Source organism: Pseudomonas sp. MDT1-17, from assembly GCF_054898105.1.
Map to the genome: position 1 here is coordinate 3,717,761 of NZ_JBUBVM010000001.1, position 19,972 is coordinate 3,737,732.

Below are 19,972 nucleotides of genomic sequence, written 5' to 3' on the forward strand. Positions count from 1 at the left end.
GGGTTTGACTCACAGCCCTGCCTGACCGAAGCTGGCAACCTTGCAACAGCTTGCCAGCTCCTGGATTCCTGCATGCCCCAGTCCCGTCGCTACCTGCTCATCAGCCTCTGTGTCCTGTTTGCCATCGGACTTGCCTGGTTTTTCCTGCGCAGCACCACCCCCGCAGTGCCGGAGGCGATCAAGCGTGGCTACAGCGAAGCGCTGAACCAGGCACGCGCAGGGCAACCGGGTGCCGCGCGGGTGCTCTACCAGCAATTGGGCCGCCCCGATATATCGGTCAAACGCCGCATCTGGTTGCATGCCGAACTGCCGAACTACCCCAGCTCCGTGGCCCTGAAACTGGCGGATGCGGACTTGCAGCATGAATCACCAGAGGTGCGCATTGCGGCAATCAAAAGCATCAGCGGCCTGGTGCCCAGCGGCCAGCGCAGTCTGCTGCTGGGCCCGTTACTCGATGACAGCGAACAGCGCGTCCGCTATGCCGCCGTCAACGCTTTGTTGGGGCTTTCACCGGACGATCTCGGGTTGTATTTCGGGCCGCTGGAGCAGGCCATCGATGCTTGGGAAGAGGACCTGAAGCGTCAGCCGGAGAGCGCCGACAACCACTATCAATTGGCTCGGCTGCATCTGCACAATGCCGAATTGAAAGAAGCGCAGCTGGCACTGGAGAACACCTTGCGCCTTGCGCCCGGCAACCTCCCGGCGCTGGTGATGCAAATCGAAGTGCTGGATCGACAGGGCCAAAACGATGCCGCCCGGCAGCTGTTGGCCAAGCAGCTGAAGGCTCAACCCCAATCGGCTTATCTGCAACATGCCCTGGGGCTCTGGCTGCTGCATCACGGGCAAAGTGAATTCGCCCTGCTCGGCCTTTCCAAAGCCGTGGAGCTGGAGCCGGATAACAAGGAATACCGTTACGACCTGGCCACCACGCTTCACGATGAACAAGAGCTGGAAGCGGCGCAAAAACAGTTGCAGGAGATCGTCCAGCGCCACCCGGCCGACCGCAAGGCCCGGGTATTGTTGATCAACTACTGGAAAGAGAGCGGCCAACTGCAAAACGTGCAGATTCTGTTGGCGCAACTTGAACAACTCAACCCCGACGACCCGGCCCTGCAGCAAGGGCTTTAACCCAGCAAAAAATTCGTTGAACTCGTCGTCTCGACCAAGGGTCAAGAGAACAGGCAGTCCATTCAGGCACTTACGGCCTGCTGCCTCGTTTTCCCTAGTCATGAGAGGGCATTTTTTGTCTACATCTAACGAGTTGCTCAGTGCAAAAGCCGCGACCGGCATCGAAGGTCTGGATGACATCCTGACCGGTGGATTGTCGCGTGGCCATGTGTTTTTACTGGAGGGTGAACCCGGAACCGGCAAAACCACCGTCGCTTTGCATTTCCTGTTGGCCGGCGCTCGTGCCGGCGAACGCTCGTTGTACATCACCTTGTCGGAAACCGAGCGCGAGTTGCGACAAGGTGCGTTATCGCACGGCTGGGAGCTGGATGAGAACATCCACATCTTCGAGTTGACGCCCCCGGAAAGCGTACTCAATGCCGAGCATCAGCAGAGCTTGTTGTATTCCTCGGACCTTGAACTGGGCGAAGCCACCAAACAGATTTTCGAAGTGGTCGAACGGCTCAAGCCAACCCGCGTGGTGCTCGACAGTCTTTCCGAGATCCGTCTGCTGGCCCAAAGCTCGCTGCGCTACCGTCGCCAGATCCTCGCGATCAAACATTACTTCGTGCGCTATGACGCCACGGTGGTGTTGCTGGACGACCTGACCACCGAATCCCTCGATAAAACCGTACACAGTGTGGCCCACGGCGTCATTCGCCTTGAGGAACTGACCCCCAACTATGGCGCCGAGCGTCGACGGGTTCGCGTGGTGAAATACCGCGGTCAGAAATACCGCGGCGGTTACCACGACTTCACCATCATGGGTGACGGCGTGCATGTATTTCCGCGCCTGGTGGCCGCCGAACATCGCGGCCGCTATGTCCGCCAGCAATTGTCCAGTGGCATCGTGGCAATGGACGCCCTGCTCGGCGGCGGTATCGAGACCGGGTCCAGTACACTGATTATTGGCCCGGCCGGTACCGGCAAATCGCTGATCTCGATGATCTTCGCCGCTGCCGCCGTGGCTCGGGGCGAAAAAGCCGCGCTGTTCATTTTCGATGAGGAGCTCGGGTTACTGTTCGAGCGCATGAAGAACATCGGCATCGACCTCAAGGCGCTGCAAGACACCGGCAATCTGCAGATCGAGCAAGTAGACGCGGCCGAGTTGTCTCCCGGAGAGTTTTCCTACCGGGTTCGTCGCTGCGTCGATGAGGGCAATATCAAAACCGTGGTGATCGACAGCATCAACGGCTATCAGGCGGCGATGCCCGAAGAAAACGCGCTGGTGCTGCACATGCACGAGCTGCTGCTGTACCTCAATCGCCAGGGTGCCGCGACCTTCATGACTGTCGCCCAGCATGGACTGGTAGGCGACATGCAGGCCCCCGTCGACATCACCTATCTGGCCGATACGGTCATCCTGTTGCGCTACTTCGAAGCACTGGGCAAGGTTCGCCGGGCGATCTCGATCATCAAGAAACGCACGGGCAGCCATGAGTCAACCATTCGTGAATACCGCATCAGCGCTCAGGGCATGACCATTGGCGAACCACTGGATGCATTTCAGGGCGTATTGCGCGGCGTTCCTACTTATCTGGGTGCCAGCAAACCCCTGCTTGAGGAAGGCAGCCCGTGATTGCCCAGGAAGCGATGTCCGAGCGCGCGATCATTCTCGCGCCGCTGGGTCGCGACAGCCAGATTGCGTTGATGATGCTCAACGAAGCGGGTTACGACGGGGTGATTACTCGAGACTTGGTGGCGTTGTGCGGCGAATTGGAGCAAGGGGCAGGATTGCTGCTGATCTCTTCCGAGGCCTTGTTGGGCGGTGACCTTGAACCGCTGTTCGGTCTGATCGAGCAACAGCCTGCCTGGTCCGACCTTCCAATTGTGGTGATGACCTACCATGGCGGCCCGGAACAAAACCCGGCGGCGTGCTACGGCCCACAGTTGGGGAACGTGACCTTCCTTGAGCGCCCTTTTCACCCGGTTACGTTAATCAGCCTGGTGACTACCGCGTTGCGCGGACGTCGACGACAGTACGAAGCCAGGGACCGGTTGATCGATTTGAGTCAAAGCGAGCTGCGACTGCAAAACACCCTCGAAACGCTAGAACTGCAGGTCGAGGAACGCACCGCCCAGCTGCGACACAATGAAGAAGCCCTGCGCCAATCCCAGAAGATGGAAGCGGTCGGCCAGCTCACCGGCGGTATTGCCCACGACTTCAACAACATGCTGACCGGCATCATCGGCAGCCTTGAGCTGCTGCGCCGGCGTCTGGCGCGTGGGCGCATCGAAGACCTGGACAGTCTTATCGACCTGGGAGTGACCTCAGCCAACCGCGCGGCGGGCCTGACCCACCGTCTGCTGGCGTTTTCCCGGCGTCAGTCGCTGGATTCCAAACCCGTGGAGATGAACGCCCTGGTGGTTTCCATGGGCGAACTGTTGCAACGCAGCATCAACGAAAGCATACAGCTGGACATGCAACTGAACGCGCAACTCTGGGTGGCCGAGGCCGATCCCAATCAACTGGAAAGCGCCCTGCTCAATCTGGTGATCAATGCTCGGGATGCGATGCCGGACGGCGGCAAACTGGTGGTGAAAACCAGCAATCAACATCTGGACATTGGCTACACCGAAGCCCAGAGCAACCTTCAACCGGGTGATTACGTAGAGCTGAGCGTCACGGACACCGGATGCGGCATGCCGCAAAGCACCATCAACCGAGCCTTTGACCCGTTTTTTACCACCAAGCCGATCGGTCAGGGCACAGGCCTTGGACTGTCGATGATTTATGGTTTCAGCAAACAATCACGCGGCCATGTCGCCATTCACAGCAAAGTGGGCGAAGGCACCACGGTGAGTCTGTTTCTGCCACGCTTCGGCGGTGACGTTCCTCAAGAAAGCCCGGTAGACGTCCAGAACGCCCCCTTCGCACAGAACGGCGAAACGGTGCTGATCGTCGAGGATGATCCGGCAGTGCGGGTGTTGGTCAGCACGGTATTGAGTGAGCTGGGTTATGCCTTCGTCGAGGCAGGTGATGCCGACAGCGCGGTGCCCATTCTCGATTCCGCGCAGCGTATCGATCTGTTGATCAGCGACGTCGGGTTACCCGGCATGAATGGCCGGCAACTGGCGGAAATCGGCCGGCAGTACCGGCCCGAGCTCAAGGTGTTGTTCATCACCGGGTATGCCGAGCACGCGGCGGTGCGCGGCGGGTTCCTTGACCCTGGCATGCAGATGATCACCAAGCCGTTCACCTTCGACCTGTTGACGGCGAAGGTGCGGGAGATGATCCGGATTTGACGCCACCCTTGTAGCAGCTGCCGAAGGCTGCGTTCGGGCGCGCAGCGGCCGCTGAACCGAGTGGCGCAAATCCCAGGCGAGGACTTCGGTCGAGCGCGACCCCGGCTTGAACGCAGCCTGCGGCAGCTGCTACTCAGAACGTGCAGCTTTCAGGAGAGCATTTCCTGCATAAGCTCTTGCAGTACATCCAGATCGAACGGCTTGGCCAAAATCGGCGCCTTACGGGTGATCGGGCTGTCCGTCTCGCGGATCTCCTGCGGATAACCGCTGATAAAGATCACCTTGAGTTCCGGTCGCAGCTTCACGGCAGGTTCAGCAATCTGGACGCCAGAAATTCCGCCCGGCAGGCGGAAGTCGGTGATCATCATGTCCAGGTGGGGTTTGCTCGACAGAATTTCGAAGGCCTGCTCGCCGTTTTCGGCCTGCAATACCCGGTAGCCCTCACCCGACAGATAGGCCGACAGCACCATCAATATCGAGGGGTCATCTTCGACGATCAGTACGACGTCTTGTGCATCTTCACTCATAAGAAGCCTTTGTTCGGTCAATAGCTGCTGATACGACCGTGGGGTCGAACAGAGGTTGCGTTTATCTGGCTGTTTTCCTACAGCGGCAGACAAACGCGAAACAGGGCGCCTTCGCCAATCCGGCTTTCGACGGTTATGGAACCGCCATGGGCGGCCACAATTTGCTCGGAAATAAACAAGCCCAGGCCCAACCCCGCGACAGCGTGTTTGGCCGTGACTCGTTCGAACTGCTGGAAAATACGCTTCTGGTTCTCTTCACCGATGCCGATCCCAAGATCGCGTACTTCCACCCGAGCCTGACCGCTCTCACTGTACACCTTAACGGTGATCGGACTCTTGGCGCCGTAGCGCAAAGCATTGGTCAGCAGATTGGAGATCACCTGTTCAATGCGAAATTCGTCCCAGTTGCCCACAACTGGTTGCTCGGCGTCGAGCGTTACCGAGGACTCGGCAGCATCGATCTGCGGTGCGAAGTTCTGCAACAAATCGCGAACCAGCACCGACAGATCGAAGCGCGTCGGGCGGATTGACAACTTGCCGGTGCGAATTCGCGACACATCGAGCATGTCTTCGATCAGGCGGATCAGGCTTTTGATCTGCCGCTCGTCGCGATCGACCATCGCGTGCATTTTGTCCAGCGCGAACGCCGCGGCGTTATCCCGGGCCAGGTGCATCTTGCGCAACTGGGTTTCGAGGATCAGGCCGTTGAGCGGTGTGCGGACTTCGTGGGCGACAATGGACATGAAGTCATCGCGCATGCGCACCGCTTGCTCCAGTTCCTGCTGGGTACTCTGTAACTGCTTCAGTAGCGCTTCCTGCTCACGGCGACTCTGCTCCAGCTCTTCGACCTGCTGTTTCATCGCCTTGCTTTGGCGAAACAGTTCGACGAACACGTTGACCTTGCTCTTGACCGCGTGAATATCCAGCGGTTTGTAGAGGAAATCCACTGCGCCGCTTTCGTAGCCCTTGAACGCGTAGTTCAGCTCACGACCGGCCGCACTGACGAACACGATCGGGATGTTCTTGGTCTTTTCCGTGCCACGCATCAGCTCGGCCAGCTCGAAGCCGTTCATCCCGGGCATCTGCACGTCGAGAATGGCCATGGCGAACTCGTGTTGCAGCAACAGCGACAAGGCTTCGTCGGCGGACAAGGCTTTGTAGACAATACGGTCTTCGCGCCTGATCAGCGCTTCGAGCGCCAACAGGTTCTCCGGCAGATCGTCGACGATCAGCAGTTTGGCTTGGATAGTACTTAGCATGCGATTCGTTCCAGCTCGACAAGCAGACGGCCGATGCCGCGTATAGGGAGGATGTGGTCTGGCCGGTGTAGATCAAGCGCAGCCTGGGGCATGGTTGCAACCTGGGCTTCGTCCGGGTCCTGGACGATGGTCATGCCGCCACGGTATTTGACCTGGGCCAGACCGCTGGCGCCATCGCGGTTGGAGCCGGTCAACAGCACCGCGGCCAGGGCTGCACCGTAGGCATCGGCGGCCGACTCGAACAGGTAATCGATGGCGGGCCGCGAATAATGCACGCGGTCTTCCAGACTCAGGGAAAAGGTGCGGTCCTGCTCCACCGACAAGTGATAGCCCGGTGTCGCGAAATACAGCGTTCCTGCTTCGACCAGCGTCTTGTCGCGGGCTTCCAGTACGGGCATGGATACTCGCCGGGCAAACACCTCGGCCAGATGGCTGCGACGCGCGTCAGGGAGGTGCAGCACCACAATGATCGGCAGCACAAAGCCCTCGCGCAGAGGACTGAGGATACTCAGCAGCGCCTCTACACCGCCGGCCGAGGCGCCGATCACAATAGCCTCTACAGAAGGCAAATCCGCTGCACTGTTCATGATTTGCGGTAAATCCGTTCTTGTTTGACCAACGGCTCGAAGTGGTTCCCGTAGGCAGAAAAATCCGGTGTTTCCTTGCTGCCCAGCACCAGGAAACCACGATGGCAAAGGGACTCATGGAACAAACCGAACGCACGATCCTGAAGTTTTTTATTGAAGTAAATCAAAACATTACGACACGAAATTAATTGAGTTTCTGAAAAGACACTGTCGGTCGCCAGGCTGTGATCGGCGAAGGTCACGTTCTCACACAGCGTCTTGTCGAAAATGGCGTAACCGTAGGCCGCCGTGTAGTAGTCGGCGAACGAACACTGGCCACCTGCCTGCTGGTAGTTATGAGTGTAGGCGCGGACATTCTCCATGGAGAAAATCCCTTGCTTGGCTTTATCCAGCGAGCGTGGATTGATGTCGGTGGCGTAGATGATGGTGCGATCGAGCAAGCCTTCTTCGCGCAGCAGAATGGCCATCGAATAGACTTCTTCACCCGTGCTGCAACCGGCGATCCAGATCTTGATCGAGGGGTAAGTCTTGAGCAGTGGCACCACTTCCTGACGGATCGCCAGGAAATGCGAAGGGTCACGAAACATTTCGCTGACCGGGATCGTCAGCAATTGCAGCAATTGCATGAACGCCGTCGGGTCGTGCAGGACCTTTTCCTGCAACGCCGAAATAGTGGCGCATTCGAACTGGCTCAACGCGTGATTGACCCGACGCTTGATCGAAGCGCCGGAGTAGTCGCGAAAGTCATAGCTGTATTTGAGGTAGATCGCCTCGATCAACAAGCGCAATTCGATTTCGGTATTCTTTTCCACTAAAAGCTTTCCACTAAATGCGTTCCATCTTCGGTAACCACACGCGAATCAGCGAGAACAGGCGATCCAGGTCAATGGGCTTGGCCAGGTAATCATTGGAACCCGCTTGCAAGCAACGCTCCTGATCGTCCTTCATGGCCTTGGCGGTCACCGCAATGATCGGCAGCTTGCGCCAGCGCGGGTCCTTGCGGATCTCGATAGTGGCTTCGTAGCCATCCATCTCCGGCATCATCACGTCCATCAACACCAGATCGATGTCCTCGACTTCATTCAGCCTTTCAATCGCTTCACGGCCGTTTCGGCCGATGACCACGACTGCACCCTTTTGCTCCAGGGCACTGGTGAGGGCGAAGATGTTGCGTACATCGTCGTCCACCAGCAGCACCTTGCGACCCTCGAAAACCTTGTCGCGACTGCGCGCGGTCTTGAGCATCCTCTGGCGTTCATGGGACAACCTGGATTCGACTTTGTGCAGAAAGAGTGTCACCTCATCCAGCAAACGCTCCGGCGAGCGCGCGCCCTTGATGATGATCGAGCGCGAATACTTGCGCAGTTCGGCCTCTTCGTCCCGGGTCAGGTTGCGGCCGGTGTAGACGATCACCGGTGGGAACGAGCAGATATCTTCGGTGGACATGCGCTTGAGCAGGTCGTTGCCGAGCATGTCCGGCAGCTTCAAGTCGATGATCATGCAGTCGAAAATCGTCGTTCGCAGCAGGTTCAGGGCATCTTGGGCCAAGCCAACGGCCGTGATCTCGACATCATCGTCGCCGATCAGCCGGGCAATGCTGTCGCGCTGCAAATCATCGTCTTCGACCAGCAGGATGCGTTTGACCTTCTGGGTCAGCTTGGCTTCAAGGCGGGCAAACACGTCCTTGAGTTCTTCGCGAGTGGTCGGCTTGACCGCATACCCGATGGCGCCCATGTGCATCGCGGCTTCGACCCGGTCTTCCACCGAAATCACATGCACCGGAATGTGCCGGGTTTCAGCGTGTTCCTTCAGGCGTTGCAACACGGTCAACCCGGAATGATCCGGCAGGCGCATGTCCAGCAGAATGGCGTCGGGAATGTACGCTGTGGCCAGGTCGTAACCTTCGTCGGCACCGTGGGCCACCAGGCACTGATAACCCAGCTCATGTGCCAGGTCGTAAAGGATGTGCGCAAAGTTCGGCTCGTCTTCCACCACCAGAATGCACCGCGTGGCAAATGGCGCCTTGATGCGATCGTCGTCGAAACGCGGGATATCAACTTCAGCAATCAGCGGCACCCGCGCGGCGGTCGGTACTCTCGGCGTCATCGCAACCGGCGTGGCTCTCATCGGCTCGACAGGCTCTTCGCCCGGTTCTACGTATTGCTGCGGCAAAACCAGCGTGAACATACTGCCCTGCCCCGGCTCGCTGGTGACACTGATGGAACCACCCAGCAAGGCGGCCAAGTCACGGGAAATCGACAAGCCCAGGCCGGTGCCGCCGTATCGGCGATTGGTGGTGCCATCGGCCTGGCGGAAGGCTTCGAAAATGCTTTCCTGCTGATCCTCGGCAATGCCAATCCCCGAATCGCGAATGATGAAGGCGATACCGTCGTCGGGCTGGCCGGCGACTGTCAGGCTGACGGTGCCTTTTTCGGTGAATTTCACCGCGTTGGACAGCAGGTTCTTGATGACCTGCTCCAGGCGCTGGCGGTCGGTGAAGATCATCATCGGCGCACCGGCCTGCACCTCCACCTGGAAATCCAGCTGCTTGTCGACAGCCAATGGCTGGAACATGCCGCGCAAGCCCTCCATCAGACGCGCGACACTGGTGTTCTCCGGTCGCATCTCAAGCTTGCCGGCCTCGACCTTGGAAATGTCGAGAATGTCGTTGATCAAGTTGAGCAAATCATTGCCGGCGGAGTAGATCGATTCGGCGAACTTGACCTGCTCGGCGCTGAGGTTTTCCTGAGGGTTTTCCGCCAGCAACTTGGCCAGGATCAACGAGCTGTTCAGCGGCGTGCGCAACTCGTGGGACATGTTGGCGAGGAATTCAGACTTGTACTTGCTCGAGCGCTGCAACTCTTCGGCGCGTTCTTCGAGCTGGGACTGGGCTTGATTGAGTTCGGTGTTCTTCAGGTCCATCGCGTCGCGCTGCTCAGCCAGGATCCCGGCCTGCTCGGCGAGCTGTTCATTGGTTTGTTCAAGCTCGACCTGCTGGGTTTCCAGGTGCGCCTGGGACTCCTTGAGAATCCGCGACTGTTCTTCCAGCTCTTCGTTGGCGGTCTTGAGTTCTTCCTGCTGAACTTGCAGCTCTTCATTGAGCTGCTGGGTTTCGGCCAGCACTTCCTGTAAGCGCTGGCGATAGCGAGCGGCCTCGATGGACGTGCCGATGTTGCCGGCAATCAGCTCAAGCAATTCGACATCGCGGTCAGTCAGCGGGCGCAAGAAGCCCAGTTCGATCACACCGTTGACCCGATCGTCGTCACTGGTCGGTACGACCAGCACGCTATGCGGCAGACCTTCGCCCAGGCCGGAGCTGACCTTGAAGTAATCACTCGGTACGACATCGAGACGGATCAAGCGAGCCTGGCTCGCTACCTGGCCGACAATGCCTTCATCGCTGTAAATCTGCTGTTCAAGTGCTTCCTGCTCACGGGAGAAACCGTAGGATGCGATGCGTTTGAGACCGCCATGTTCTTCGCGGACATACATGGCCGCTACGGCGCTGCCCAGGTACTGCGCACAGAACTGCAGAATGTTACGGCCCAGCAGATTAAGTGACAGTTGCCCCAGCACTTGCTCGGCCAGTTCGGTCTGGCCGTTGCGCAACCAGGCCTGCTGTTCCAGACGCTGGGCGCTGGTCTTGTGTGCCGCGAGGTTGGTGCTGTAACTTTGCGAAAGGTTGAGCAAATCCCGACGGCCAATGTAGGCCAGCAAGGCGCTGATACCGACGATGAACAACAGATAAAGGCTGATGCTCCAGATCGTGGTGCGGCGCACTTCCTCGTTACGCGTGGTGCGCAACTGCTGCTCCATGTCGATCACGTCTTCGAATTGCTTGCGAATCTCATCGGTCAGCCGCTTGCCGCGCCCGGCCTTGACCGCACCGCGGTAGTCGCCGCTGGCACGTTGCAGATCGATCATCGTTGTTGCGTAAGTGGCCCACTCATCCTGCAAGGCCTGGAGCCGGCGCAGGCGGTCGGTCTGCACCGGGTTGTCCGCGGTCAGTTCGAGCAAGGTCCTGAGGGCGACAGTGATTCGCGGCTTGGCCGTCTCGTAGGGTTCAAGGAACTGCTCGTTGCCAGTGAGCAGGAAGCCGCGCATACCGGTTTCCAGATCGACGGTCAGCTTGATCGCTTCATTGGCGTTATTGATCACGCGGTCGGTGTGCTCCACCCACTGGATTACCGACAGCAAGTAAGTAATCAGCGAGACAAAGAACACGGCACTGAGCACGCCGACACCCAACGGCAGGCTGACGTTGCGGCTCAGGAGTTTACGGAATCGTTGCTCATCAACCGAAGACGCGGATGTCATGGGGGAGCCTTGTCGAACTGTTGAAAACCAGGGAGTTTGCCCCAAAAGTGGCACACTGATCCAATTTTCTGACACCTTTTCAAGCAAAATCCTACATTCCACTGCTCCAGCGCAAAGGAGCGGTTATCCTTGCCGGTACGCGTGCGGCTATTCTTTTTTCTGCCGCGTGGGAACTTGTCGGGTTCCGTCACTTACTCAAGCAAGAGCCCGGCGATTTCGATCGACCGGCAACCGCACATTCAACCTTTGGGAACCACTATGTCCTCCACCCCATCCATCATCCTGGTAGTCGAAGACGATGCCATCGTGCGCATGCTGATCGTCGATGTGCTAGAGGAACTGGGGTTCAAGGTGCTTGATGCTGATGGCAGCGAACAGGCGCTGGAGTTTCTCAACGATGAAGACCAGGACATCGATTTGATGATGACCGATGTGGGTTTGCCGGTGATGGATGGCCGTGAACTGGCCACTCAGGCGCGGATGCAGCGCCCTGAACTGCCGATCCTGTTCGCCAGTGGTTATGCCGAAAGTATTGATGTACCCGCGGGCATGTCAGTGATCGGTAAACCGTTTTCGATTGATCAGCTGCGGGACAAGGTCAAGGGCATGCTTGCCTGAGCCTGGTATCTTCGCTCCCCCGTTTTCTCCCCCCAGCCCTCTACCCGCCCCAAGGAATACCCGTTAATGAGTCAACCTCGCGCAACCAAAGTATTGGTTATTGGTTACGTCTGGCCCGAGCCCCGCTCTTCTGCGGCCAGCGGGCACATGATGCAAATCCTCGAGACTTTCTTGCAGCAGGGCTGGGACATTACATTCAGCAGTCCGGCTGGCACCGGAGAACACCCGGCGGATCTCGCCGCCTTGGGCATTCGCGAAGTCCCGATCGAATTGAACAACAGCAGTTTCGACACCTTTGTCAGTGAACTGGCACCGGATATCGTGCTGTTCGACCAGTTCATGATGGAAGAACAGTTCGGCTGGCGAGTAGAGAAACATTGCCCCGATGCTTTGCGTGTGCTGGAAACCTCCGACCTGCAAAGCCTGCGACATGCCCGGCACCAGCGGCTCAAGGAGCGCTTGAAGGCCAGTGACGACGCCGACGATTTCAGTGAGCTATTCGCCCCGGCATTGCGTGAGGAGTTCGAACTCATGGCCGATACCGATCTGGCGAAACGGGAGATCGCCGCGCTGTATCGCTGCGACTTGAACCTGATGATCTCCGAAGTGGAGATCGAATTGCTGGTCGAGCAGTTCAAACTGCCGCACAACCTGCTGCACTGGTGTCCGCTGATGGTCGATGCACCGAGTTTCCCACCACCAGCCTTTGAGGATCGAGCGCATTTCCTCAGTATCGGTAACTTCCGCCACGCGCCCAACTGGGATGCCGTGCTCTGGATGAAAACCACGATCTGGCCGCTGATCCGTGCGCAGTTGCCAGAGGCGCAACTGCATATCTATGGTGCCTATACGCCGCCCAAAGTCACCGCCTTGCACAATGTGGCCCAAGGTTTTCATGTGATGAACTGGGCAGAAGATGCCTTGCAAGTCATGTCTGCAGCCCGGGTGTGCCTGGCGCCGTTACGCTTCGGTGCGGGTATCAAAGGCAAAATCGTCGACGCCATGCTGTGCGGCACGCCTAATGTCACCACTCCGACCGGTGCGGAAGCCATGCACGGCGAACACCCGTGGCCAGGTGCGGTGAGCACGTCGGCCAAGGCAATCGCCGCGAATGCCGTCCGGCTGTATAGCGACAAAGCGCAATGGTCAGTCGCACAACTCTCGGGCTTCGAACTACTGACCGAGCGTTACCGAAAAACGATTCACGGCCCGGCACTGATAGAGAAACTCAACCATTGCCGCCAACATCTTTCATTACGTCGAAACAGCAACTTCACCGGCAGCATGCTCCGCCATCATCACCACAAGAGCACGCAGTACATGGCGCAATGGATAGAAGTTAAAAACCAGCACAAACAAATCATTTAATACTATTGGCCAGGTCTAAGACCTGGCCAATATTCAAGTTGCAATATTCAGTCATTCTTCAACAATCAAACCACCATGACTTTCTTCACGCAATAGCGTTATAAAGACAGCGCGCCACGAAACTTATCTAAGCGCACAACTAACTTTAAACCTATTGCACGGACGCACTATGAACATTAATAAACTACCCGACTTTGAATATGGAAGTCACCCACAGACATTGCACGACTGGATGAGCAATATCCCGGTCATTGACAATCTGACACTCGGCGAACTTATCCTGCCCGGCGCTCACAACTCCGGTTCGGACAAAAAAGGCAACTACGTGGTGCCGGGCGCCCAGCATTGGTTCGTCTGCCAGAACAACTCTTTTTATTACCAGTTGATCAACGGCGCCAGGGCGCTGGATCTCAGGCTTGACTATGAATACGATAACAGTCGTGGCCACAGCGCCTTTTACTTTCATCACAATGGCACTCGCTCTTACCGAGAGCTCTTTCAGCTCACTCACGACGTGAATCGATTCCTCAACGAAAACCCCGACGAGTTCGTCATCCTCGACTTCCACAAACTGGATCCCGGCAACAGGCCCTTTAACTTCAAACTCCTCAGCGATCGACTGTTGGACAGCCTGAGAGAACGCATCATCCCTTATAACAACAGCCATAAAACCCTGGGAGAGTTAAAACGCCTGAGCAGGACCCAACGCGTCTTGCTGGCGGCTGATCGACATCCGGACTTTCATGCCGAGGCGTTCAGCAACGACGTTCCCCACAAGTGGAGCGGTAGCGGCCTGACCAATGTATCGGAACTGAAGACACATATTACCGAGGTGATGAAAAGACCGCCTTCGGACTACCGTCCCTGGTCACTTTCCGCCACCGCCTATGTGGCTTTAGGTGGACCGGTAGATATACAAAAAGAGTTGAACGAATGGTTCGACGTAAAAAACAAATGGATTCACGACTGTAGCATTATCAATGTCGATTTTTTTGAAGAATCGAATCTGGTGATGAACTGTCGAGCCGCGAACATCATCAAAGCCAACAACCGGTACACCTGATATTTCGCCGCTCTTCCCACCGTCGAGAGATGCGGCAATGACTTTGCACGCCCTGGCCTGAGTACAGGCTCGTTGCAAACTGGCGTCAGGCACCCCGAAAGAGGCATGATCAACGGGCGATAACAAAAAAAGTGCCTGACATGAGCCGACCAGCCAAAGTTACCGATCCTTCCTACGAATTGATGGACGACCATAACGGGTTGTCCATCATTTATCGCCAGCATGGCTTCCCCTGCCCTTTGGTGCGTTGGCATTTCCACAAGGAATACGAACTGCACCTGATCGTCGCCAGCTCCGGCAAGGTGTTCATCGGCGATTACATTGGCAACTTTTACCCGGAAACCCTGTTCCTGACCGGTCCTAATCTGCCCCACAATTGGATCAGCCAGGTGGCCGAAGACGAAGTGGTGCCCAAGCGCGACATGCTGGTCAACTTCACGGACGAGTTGTTCGACAGCGGCCACTTGGTGTTTGCCGAGCTCAAGACCCTGGCACCACTGCTGGAGCGTGCCCAGTACGGTATCGAGTTTCGCTGCAAACGCACCATTCGCCAGGCCATGACCTTGATGCAGCGTATCGCCGACACCCAAGGCGTGACTCGCCTTGGGCACTTCTTCATTCTGCTGGAGTTGCTGGCGGCCTCTGATGACTATCAGCTGCTGTCCGGGGCCACGACGCCGCAATTGGCCGACGAGCACAATATCGATCGCACCAACCGGGCGGTGGATTACATCTTTGCTCATTACGCCCGGGAACTGCCGCTGGAGGAAGTCGCCGAGCACCTGGGCATGAAGCCGACGTATTTCAGTCGAGTGTTCAAGCAAGCCACCGGCCGCTGCTTCATCGAGTTCGTCAATCGCCTGCGCATCAGCAAATCCTGCGAGCTGCTGGCCGATGGCAGCAAACCAGTGACCGACGTGTGTTTCGAGTCGGGCTTCAACAATATTTCCAACTTCAATCGGCGTTTTCAGCAACTCAAGGGCATGACGCCGTCGCACTACCGGCGCTTGGCCGTGCAGCGGTTGACTGAGCAGAATCTCGGGTAAAGAAAGATCAAAAGATCGCATTCCAATGTAGGAGCTGGCGCAGCCTGCGATCTTTTGATGTCAGGCCCGAAAACCTATACGCAATCCATACGGTGTAACCGCTGAATAGCCGTTCCCTGCACCTCTCCCTCCAAACACCAGTGCAAAATAGTATCGATCAAAGTGCGATGGATGATTTGTCACGTCATCAATAGAAGGCTGTAATCAGTGCACATTCTTCCCTAAGCAGGAAGACACAAAAACAATAACTGTCCTTCTGTAACCCGCCGGGTGCAGAAAAGGAGTGCTCGATGCAACCTTCTGTAAAAGCTCTGCTAGCCCTCACCTGCATGACCCTCAGCAGCGTCAGCCTCGGCGCCCAGACCCTGACCATCGCCACTGTTAACAACAGCGACATGATACGCATGCAAAAACTCTCGAAAACCTTCGAGGCCGAGCATCCGGACATCAAGCTCAATTGGGTGGTGCTGGAAGAAAATGTCTTGCGCCAACGCCTGACCACTGACATTGCCACTCAGGGCGGACAGTTCGATGTGCTGACCATCGGCATGTACGAAGCCGCACTCTGGGGTGCCAAGGGTTGGCTTGAGCCGATGAAGGACTTGCCGGCCAACTACGCCCTCGACGACGTGTTCCCGTCGGTGCGTGAAGGCCTGTCGGTAAAGGGTTCGCTGTATGCATTGCCCTTCTACGCCGAAAGCTCCATCACCTATTACCGCACCGATCTGTTCAAGGATGCCGGGCTGACCATGCCCGAGCACCCGACCTGGACGCAGATCAGCGAGTTCGCCAGCAAACTCACTAATAAAGACAAAGAACAGTACGGCATCTGCCTGCGCGGCAAGGCCGGCTGGGGCGAGAACATGGCGCTGATCACCACCGTCGCCAATGCCTATGGTGCGCGCTGGTTCGATGAGAAATGGCAACCGGAATTCACCGGCCCCGAGTGGAAAAACGCACTGAACTTCTACGTCAAGACCATGAAAGACTCAGGTCCACCCGGCGCGTCCAGCAACGGTTTCAACGAAAACCTGGCGCTGTTCAACAGTGGCAAATGCGCCATTTGGGTCGATGCCAGCGTCGCCGGCTCCTTTGTCACCGACAAGACCCAAAGCAAGGTCAGCGACCACGTCGGCTTCACCTACGCACCGCACGAGACCACCGACAAGGGCTCTGCCTGGTTGTATTCCTGGGCGTTGGCGATTCCGACCAGTTCCAAGGCCAAGGACGCCGCGAAAACCTTCAGCGCCTGGGCCACTTCCAAGGAGTATGGAGCGTTGGTTGCAGAGAAAGACGGCATTGCCAACGTACCGCCAGGTACTCGCGCTTCGACGTACAGCGATGAGTACATGAAGGCTGCGCCGTTCGCCAAGGTGACCCTTGAGTCGCTGAAAGCTGCGGACCCGAGCAAACCGACCCTCAAACCCGTGCCCTATATCGGCATCCAGTTGGTGACCATTCCGGAGTTCCAGGCCGTGGGCACCCAGGTCGGCAAATTGTTCTCGGCGGCGCTGATCGGCCAGACCACGGTCGACCAGGCCCTGACCGCTGCCCAGTCAACCACCGAACGTGAAATGAAGCGCGCCGGTTATCCCAAGTAACCCCGCAGCTCCCGCCTTTTGTGGGAGCGGGCTTGCTCGCGAAGAGGTCGGTACATCCGATGCATCTTCAGTGACTGGAACACCGCTTTCGCGAGCAAGCCCGCTCCCACATTAGATCTTCATAGGTCTGCATGAATCGGTTTAACGCCATGAATATTTCAACTGCCAAAGTTCACATGGACATTCCCCAACCGGTGCGTAAAAGCCGGTTGGCCAACCCCGGCTGGTTCCTGGTCAGCCCCTCGGTGGCGTTGTTGCTGCTGTGGATGATCGTGCCGCTGGGCATGACCGTTTACTTCTCACTGATCCGCTACAACCTGCTCTACCCCGGTGAAAACCAGTTCGTGGGGCTGGAGAACTTCAGCTACTTCCTCAGCGACTCGGGGTTCCTGCCCGGCGCCACCAACACCTTGTTGCTGGTCGGCAGCGTGCTGTTGATCAGCGTGGTGTTCGGCGTCTTGATCAGTGCGCTGCTGGAGGCCAGTGAGTTTCTCGGTCGCGGCATTGTGCGGGTGATGCTGATCTCGCCATTTTTCATCATGCCCACCGTCGGGGCGCTGATCTGGAAGAACCTGATTTTCCACCCGGTCTCGGGGATCCTCGCCTACGTCTGGAAGCTGTTCGGCGCACAACCGGTGGACTGGCTGGCGCACTACCCGCTGCTGTCGATCATCATCATTGTCTCCTGGCAATGGTTGCCCTTCGCGATCCTGATCCTGATGACCGCCATGCAGTCCCTCGACCAGGAACAGAAAGAAGCTGCGCGCCTCGACGGTGCCGGACCGGTTGCGATTTTCTGGCACCTGACCCTGCCGCACCTGGCGCGGCCGATTGCGGTGGTGGTGATGATCGAAACCATCTTCCTGCTGTCAGTGTTCGCCGAAATCTTCACCACCACCAACGGTGGCCCCGGCTACGCCTCGACCAACCTTGCCTACCTGATTTACAACCAGGCGCTGGTGCAGTTCGACGTCGGCATGGCGTCCGCCGGCGGCTTGATCGCGGTGGTGATCGCCAACATCGCGGCCATCGTGCTGGTGCGCATGATCGGCAAAAACCTGACTGACAAAGCCTGAGGCCTGCGCCATGACCCTTCAACAATCCCGCCGCCTGCAAAGCCTGCTGCTCGGCACCCTGGCCTGGGCCATCGCGATCCTGATCTTCTTTCCGATCTTCTGGATGGTGCTGACCAGTTTCAAAACCGAAATCGATGCGTTCGCCACGCCGCCGCAGTTCATCTTCACCCCGACGCTGGAAAACTACCTGCACATCAACGAGCGCAGCGACTACTTCAGCTTCGCCTGGAACTCGGTGTTGATTTCGTTCAGCGCCACGGCGCTGTGCCTGCTGATCGCGGTGCCGGCGGCGTACTCGATGGCGTTCTACGAAACCAAGCGCACCAAAGGCACGCTGCTGTGGATGCTCTCGACCAAGATGCTGCCGCCGGTGGGCGTGCTGATGCCGATTTACCTGCTGGCCAAGAGTTTCGGCCTGCTCGACACGCGCATCGCCCTGATCGTGATCTACACGCTGATCAACCTGCCGATCGTGGTCTGGATGATTTACACCTACTTCAAAGACATCCCCAAGGACATCCTCGAAGCCGCACGCCTCGACGGCGCCACGCTGTGGCAGGAAATGGTCCGGGTGCTGCTGCCGATCGCCAAGGGCGGCCTGGCTTCGACGGTGCTGCTGTCGCTGATCCTGTGCTGGAACGAAGCGTTCTGGTCGCTGAACCTGACCTCGTCGAAAGCTGCGCCACTGACCGCGTTGATCGCTTCGTACTCAAGCCCCGAAGGTTTGTTCTGGGCCAAGTTGTCGGCGGTATCGACGCTGGCCTGCGCGCCGATCCTGATCTTCGGCTGGATCAGCCAGAAACAATTGGTTCGCGGCCTGTCGTTCGGCGCCGTGAAATGAATCTAAAGATCGCAGCCTTCGGCAGCTCCTACAGAGCGCCCAGGGTTCACGCGATCTCCGTGTAGGAGCTGGCGCAGCCTGCGATCTTTTGATCTTAAAGGCGCGCCTAACTGAATAACAACAAGTGGAGGCCCATCATCATGGCCAACCTGAAAATCAAGAATCTGCAAAAAGGCTTCGAAGGCTTTTCCATCATCAAAGGCATCGACCTGGAAGTGAGCGACCGCGAGTTCGTGGTGTTCGTCGGCCCGTCGGGCTGCGGCAAATCCACGTTGCTGCGCCTGATCGCCGGCCTGGAAGAAGTCAGCGGCGGCACCATCGAACTTGATGGGCGCGACATCACCGAAGTCAGCCCGGCCAAGCGCGACCTGGCGATGGTGTTCCAGACCTACGCCCTGTACCCGCACATGAGCGTGCGCAAAAACATGTCGTTTGCCCTCGACCTGGCCGGCGTCCCGAAAGCCGAAGTCGAGAAGAAAGTCGGCGAAGCGGCGCGCATCCTTGAACTCGGGCCGATGCTGGAGCGCAAGCCGAAGCAACTCTCGGGCGGTCAACGCCAGCGCGTGGCGATCGGCCGCGCCATCGTGCGTAACCCGAAAATCTTCCTGTTCGATGAACCGCTGTCCAACCTCGACGCCGCCCTGCGGGTGCAGATGCGTCTGGAACTGTTGCGCCTGCACAAAGAGCTTCAAGCCACGATGATCTACGTGACCCACGACCAGGTCGAAGCCATGACCATGGCCGACAAAGTGGTCGTACTCAATGGCGGCAAAGTCGAACAAGTCGGCTCACCGCTGGACCTGTATCACCAGCCGGCCAACCTGTTTGTCGCCGGATTCCTTGGCACGCCAAAAATGGGCTTTCTCAAGGGCAACGTCACCCGCGTGGACAGCCAGAGCTGCGAAGTGCTGCTGGACGCCGGCACCCGCATCACGTTGCCGCTGAGCGGCGCCAACCTGAGCGTCGGTGGCGCGGTAACCCTGGGCATTCGCCCGGAACATTTGAATCTTGCGCAACCCGGCGACTGCACCTTGCAGGTCACGGCGGACGTCAGCGAACGCTTGGGCAGCGACACCTTCTGCCACGTCGTGACCTCGTCCGGCGAAGCCTTGACCATGCGGGTTCGCGGTGACCTGGCCAGCCGTTATGGTGAGACGCTGAGCCTGCACCTGGATGCCGAACACTGCCATTTATTCGATGCCGACGGCGTGGCGCTGACTCGCCCGTTGCGCGTTGCCGCCTGATTTAGAGAGCCT

General features: G+C 57.9%; 16 protein-coding genes. 11 read left to right on the forward strand and 5 right to left on the reverse strand.

Annotation, left to right across the window (positions count from 1 at the left end):
• Nucleotides 1–72: 72 nt before the first annotated feature.
• From ACYZTX_RS17190 to ACYZTX_RS17200, 3 genes are all read left to right on the forward strand, one after another.
• A complete protein-coding gene (locus tag ACYZTX_RS17190; RefSeq protein WP_462035077.1) occupies nucleotides 73–1,128 on the forward strand; it encodes a HEAT repeat domain-containing protein in 1,056 nt (351 codons plus the stop codon).
• A gap of 115 nt (nucleotides 1,129–1,243) precedes the next feature.
• Nucleotides 1,244–2,746, forward strand: coding sequence for an ATPase domain-containing protein (locus ACYZTX_RS17195; RefSeq protein WP_462035078.1), 1,503 nt, complete (start codon nucleotides 1,244–1,246; stop codon nucleotides 2,744–2,746).
• A 14-nt stretch (nucleotides 2,747–2,760) separates the two neighbouring features.
• Nucleotides 2,761–4,413 carry a response regulator gene (locus tag ACYZTX_RS17200; RefSeq protein WP_462037061.1) on the forward strand — a complete coding sequence of 551 codons (1,653 nt, stop codon included), beginning with the start codon at nucleotides 2,761–2,763 and terminating at the stop codon, nucleotides 4,411–4,413.
• Between the two features lie 149 nt (nucleotides 4,414–4,562).
• Here ACYZTX_RS17200 and ACYZTX_RS17205 read toward each other — a convergent pair whose 3' ends face one another.
• The 5 genes from ACYZTX_RS17205 to ACYZTX_RS17225 all read right to left on the reverse strand — a co-directional run bounded on the left by ACYZTX_RS17205 (nucleotide 4,563) and on the right by ACYZTX_RS17225 (nucleotide 11,103).
• Nucleotides 4,563–4,940, reverse strand: a complete 378-nt coding sequence (locus ACYZTX_RS17205; protein WP_008146959.1) for a response regulator — start codon at nucleotides 4,938–4,940, stop codon at nucleotides 4,563–4,565.
• A 77-nt stretch (nucleotides 4,941–5,017) separates the two neighbouring features.
• Nucleotides 5,018–6,199, reverse strand: a complete 1,182-nt coding sequence (locus ACYZTX_RS17210) for a hybrid sensor histidine kinase/response regulator (RefSeq protein WP_462035079.1) — start codon at nucleotides 6,197–6,199, stop codon at nucleotides 5,018–5,020.
• Nucleotides 6,193–6,786 carry a chemotaxis protein CheB gene (locus ACYZTX_RS17215; protein ID WP_462035080.1) on the reverse strand — a complete coding sequence of 198 codons (594 nt, stop codon included), beginning with the start codon at nucleotides 6,784–6,786 and terminating at the stop codon, nucleotides 6,193–6,195. Before ACYZTX_RS17215 ends, ACYZTX_RS17210 begins: the two co-directional genes overlap by 7 nt.
• Nucleotides 6,783–7,598 carry a CheR family methyltransferase gene (locus tag ACYZTX_RS17220; RefSeq protein WP_462035081.1) on the reverse strand — a complete coding sequence of 272 codons (816 nt, stop codon included), beginning with the start codon at nucleotides 7,596–7,598 and terminating at the stop codon, nucleotides 6,783–6,785. Before ACYZTX_RS17220 ends, ACYZTX_RS17215 begins: the two co-directional genes overlap by 4 nt.
• Before the next feature lie 13 nt (nucleotides 7,599–7,611).
• Complete coding sequence (locus ACYZTX_RS17225; RefSeq protein ID WP_462035082.1) at nucleotides 7,612–11,103, reverse strand: response regulator; 3,492 nt, start codon at nucleotides 11,101–11,103, stop codon at nucleotides 7,612–7,614.
• 258 nt (nucleotides 11,104–11,361) lie between these two features.
• Between ACYZTX_RS17225 and ACYZTX_RS17230 the strand changes: the two genes are divergently transcribed.
• The 8 genes from ACYZTX_RS17230 (at nucleotide 11,362) to ACYZTX_RS17265 (ending at nucleotide 19,960) form a co-directional block, all read left to right on the forward strand.
• On the forward strand, nucleotides 11,362–11,721 hold the full coding sequence (locus ACYZTX_RS17230; protein WP_462035083.1) for a response regulator: 360 nt from the start codon (nucleotides 11,362–11,364) through the stop codon (nucleotides 11,719–11,721).
• A 66-nt stretch (nucleotides 11,722–11,787) separates the two neighbouring features.
• Complete coding sequence (locus ACYZTX_RS17235) at nucleotides 11,788–13,089, forward strand: glycosyltransferase (protein ID WP_462035084.1); 1,302 nt, start codon at nucleotides 11,788–11,790, stop codon at nucleotides 13,087–13,089.
• Between the two features lie 169 nt (nucleotides 13,090–13,258).
• A complete protein-coding gene (locus ACYZTX_RS17240) occupies nucleotides 13,259–14,152 on the forward strand; it encodes a phospholipase (protein WP_462035085.1) in 894 nt (297 codons plus the stop codon).
• 140 nt (nucleotides 14,153–14,292) lie between these two features.
• On the forward strand, nucleotides 14,293–15,198 hold the full coding sequence (locus ACYZTX_RS17245) for an AraC family transcriptional regulator (RefSeq protein ID WP_462035086.1): 906 nt from the start codon (nucleotides 14,293–14,295) through the stop codon (nucleotides 15,196–15,198).
• 290 nt (nucleotides 15,199–15,488) lie between these two features.
• Entirely contained in the window at nucleotides 15,489–16,799 is a 1,311-nt protein-coding gene (locus ACYZTX_RS17250) for an ABC transporter substrate-binding protein (RefSeq protein ID WP_462035087.1), read from the forward strand.
• Between the two features lie 149 nt (nucleotides 16,800–16,948).
• Complete coding sequence (locus ACYZTX_RS17255; protein ID WP_462035088.1) at nucleotides 16,949–17,875, forward strand: carbohydrate ABC transporter permease; 927 nt, start codon at nucleotides 16,949–16,951, stop codon at nucleotides 17,873–17,875.
• A 10-nt stretch (nucleotides 17,876–17,885) separates the two neighbouring features.
• Nucleotides 17,886–18,716 carry a carbohydrate ABC transporter permease gene (locus tag ACYZTX_RS17260; protein ID WP_462035089.1) on the forward strand — a complete coding sequence of 277 codons (831 nt, stop codon included), beginning with the start codon at nucleotides 17,886–17,888 and terminating at the stop codon, nucleotides 18,714–18,716.
• 140 nt (nucleotides 18,717–18,856) lie between these two features.
• Nucleotides 18,857–19,960, forward strand: a complete 1,104-nt coding sequence (locus tag ACYZTX_RS17265; RefSeq protein ID WP_462035090.1) for an ABC transporter ATP-binding protein — start codon at nucleotides 18,857–18,859, stop codon at nucleotides 19,958–19,960.
• The last annotated feature ends 12 nt before the right edge of the window (nucleotides 19,961–19,972 follow it).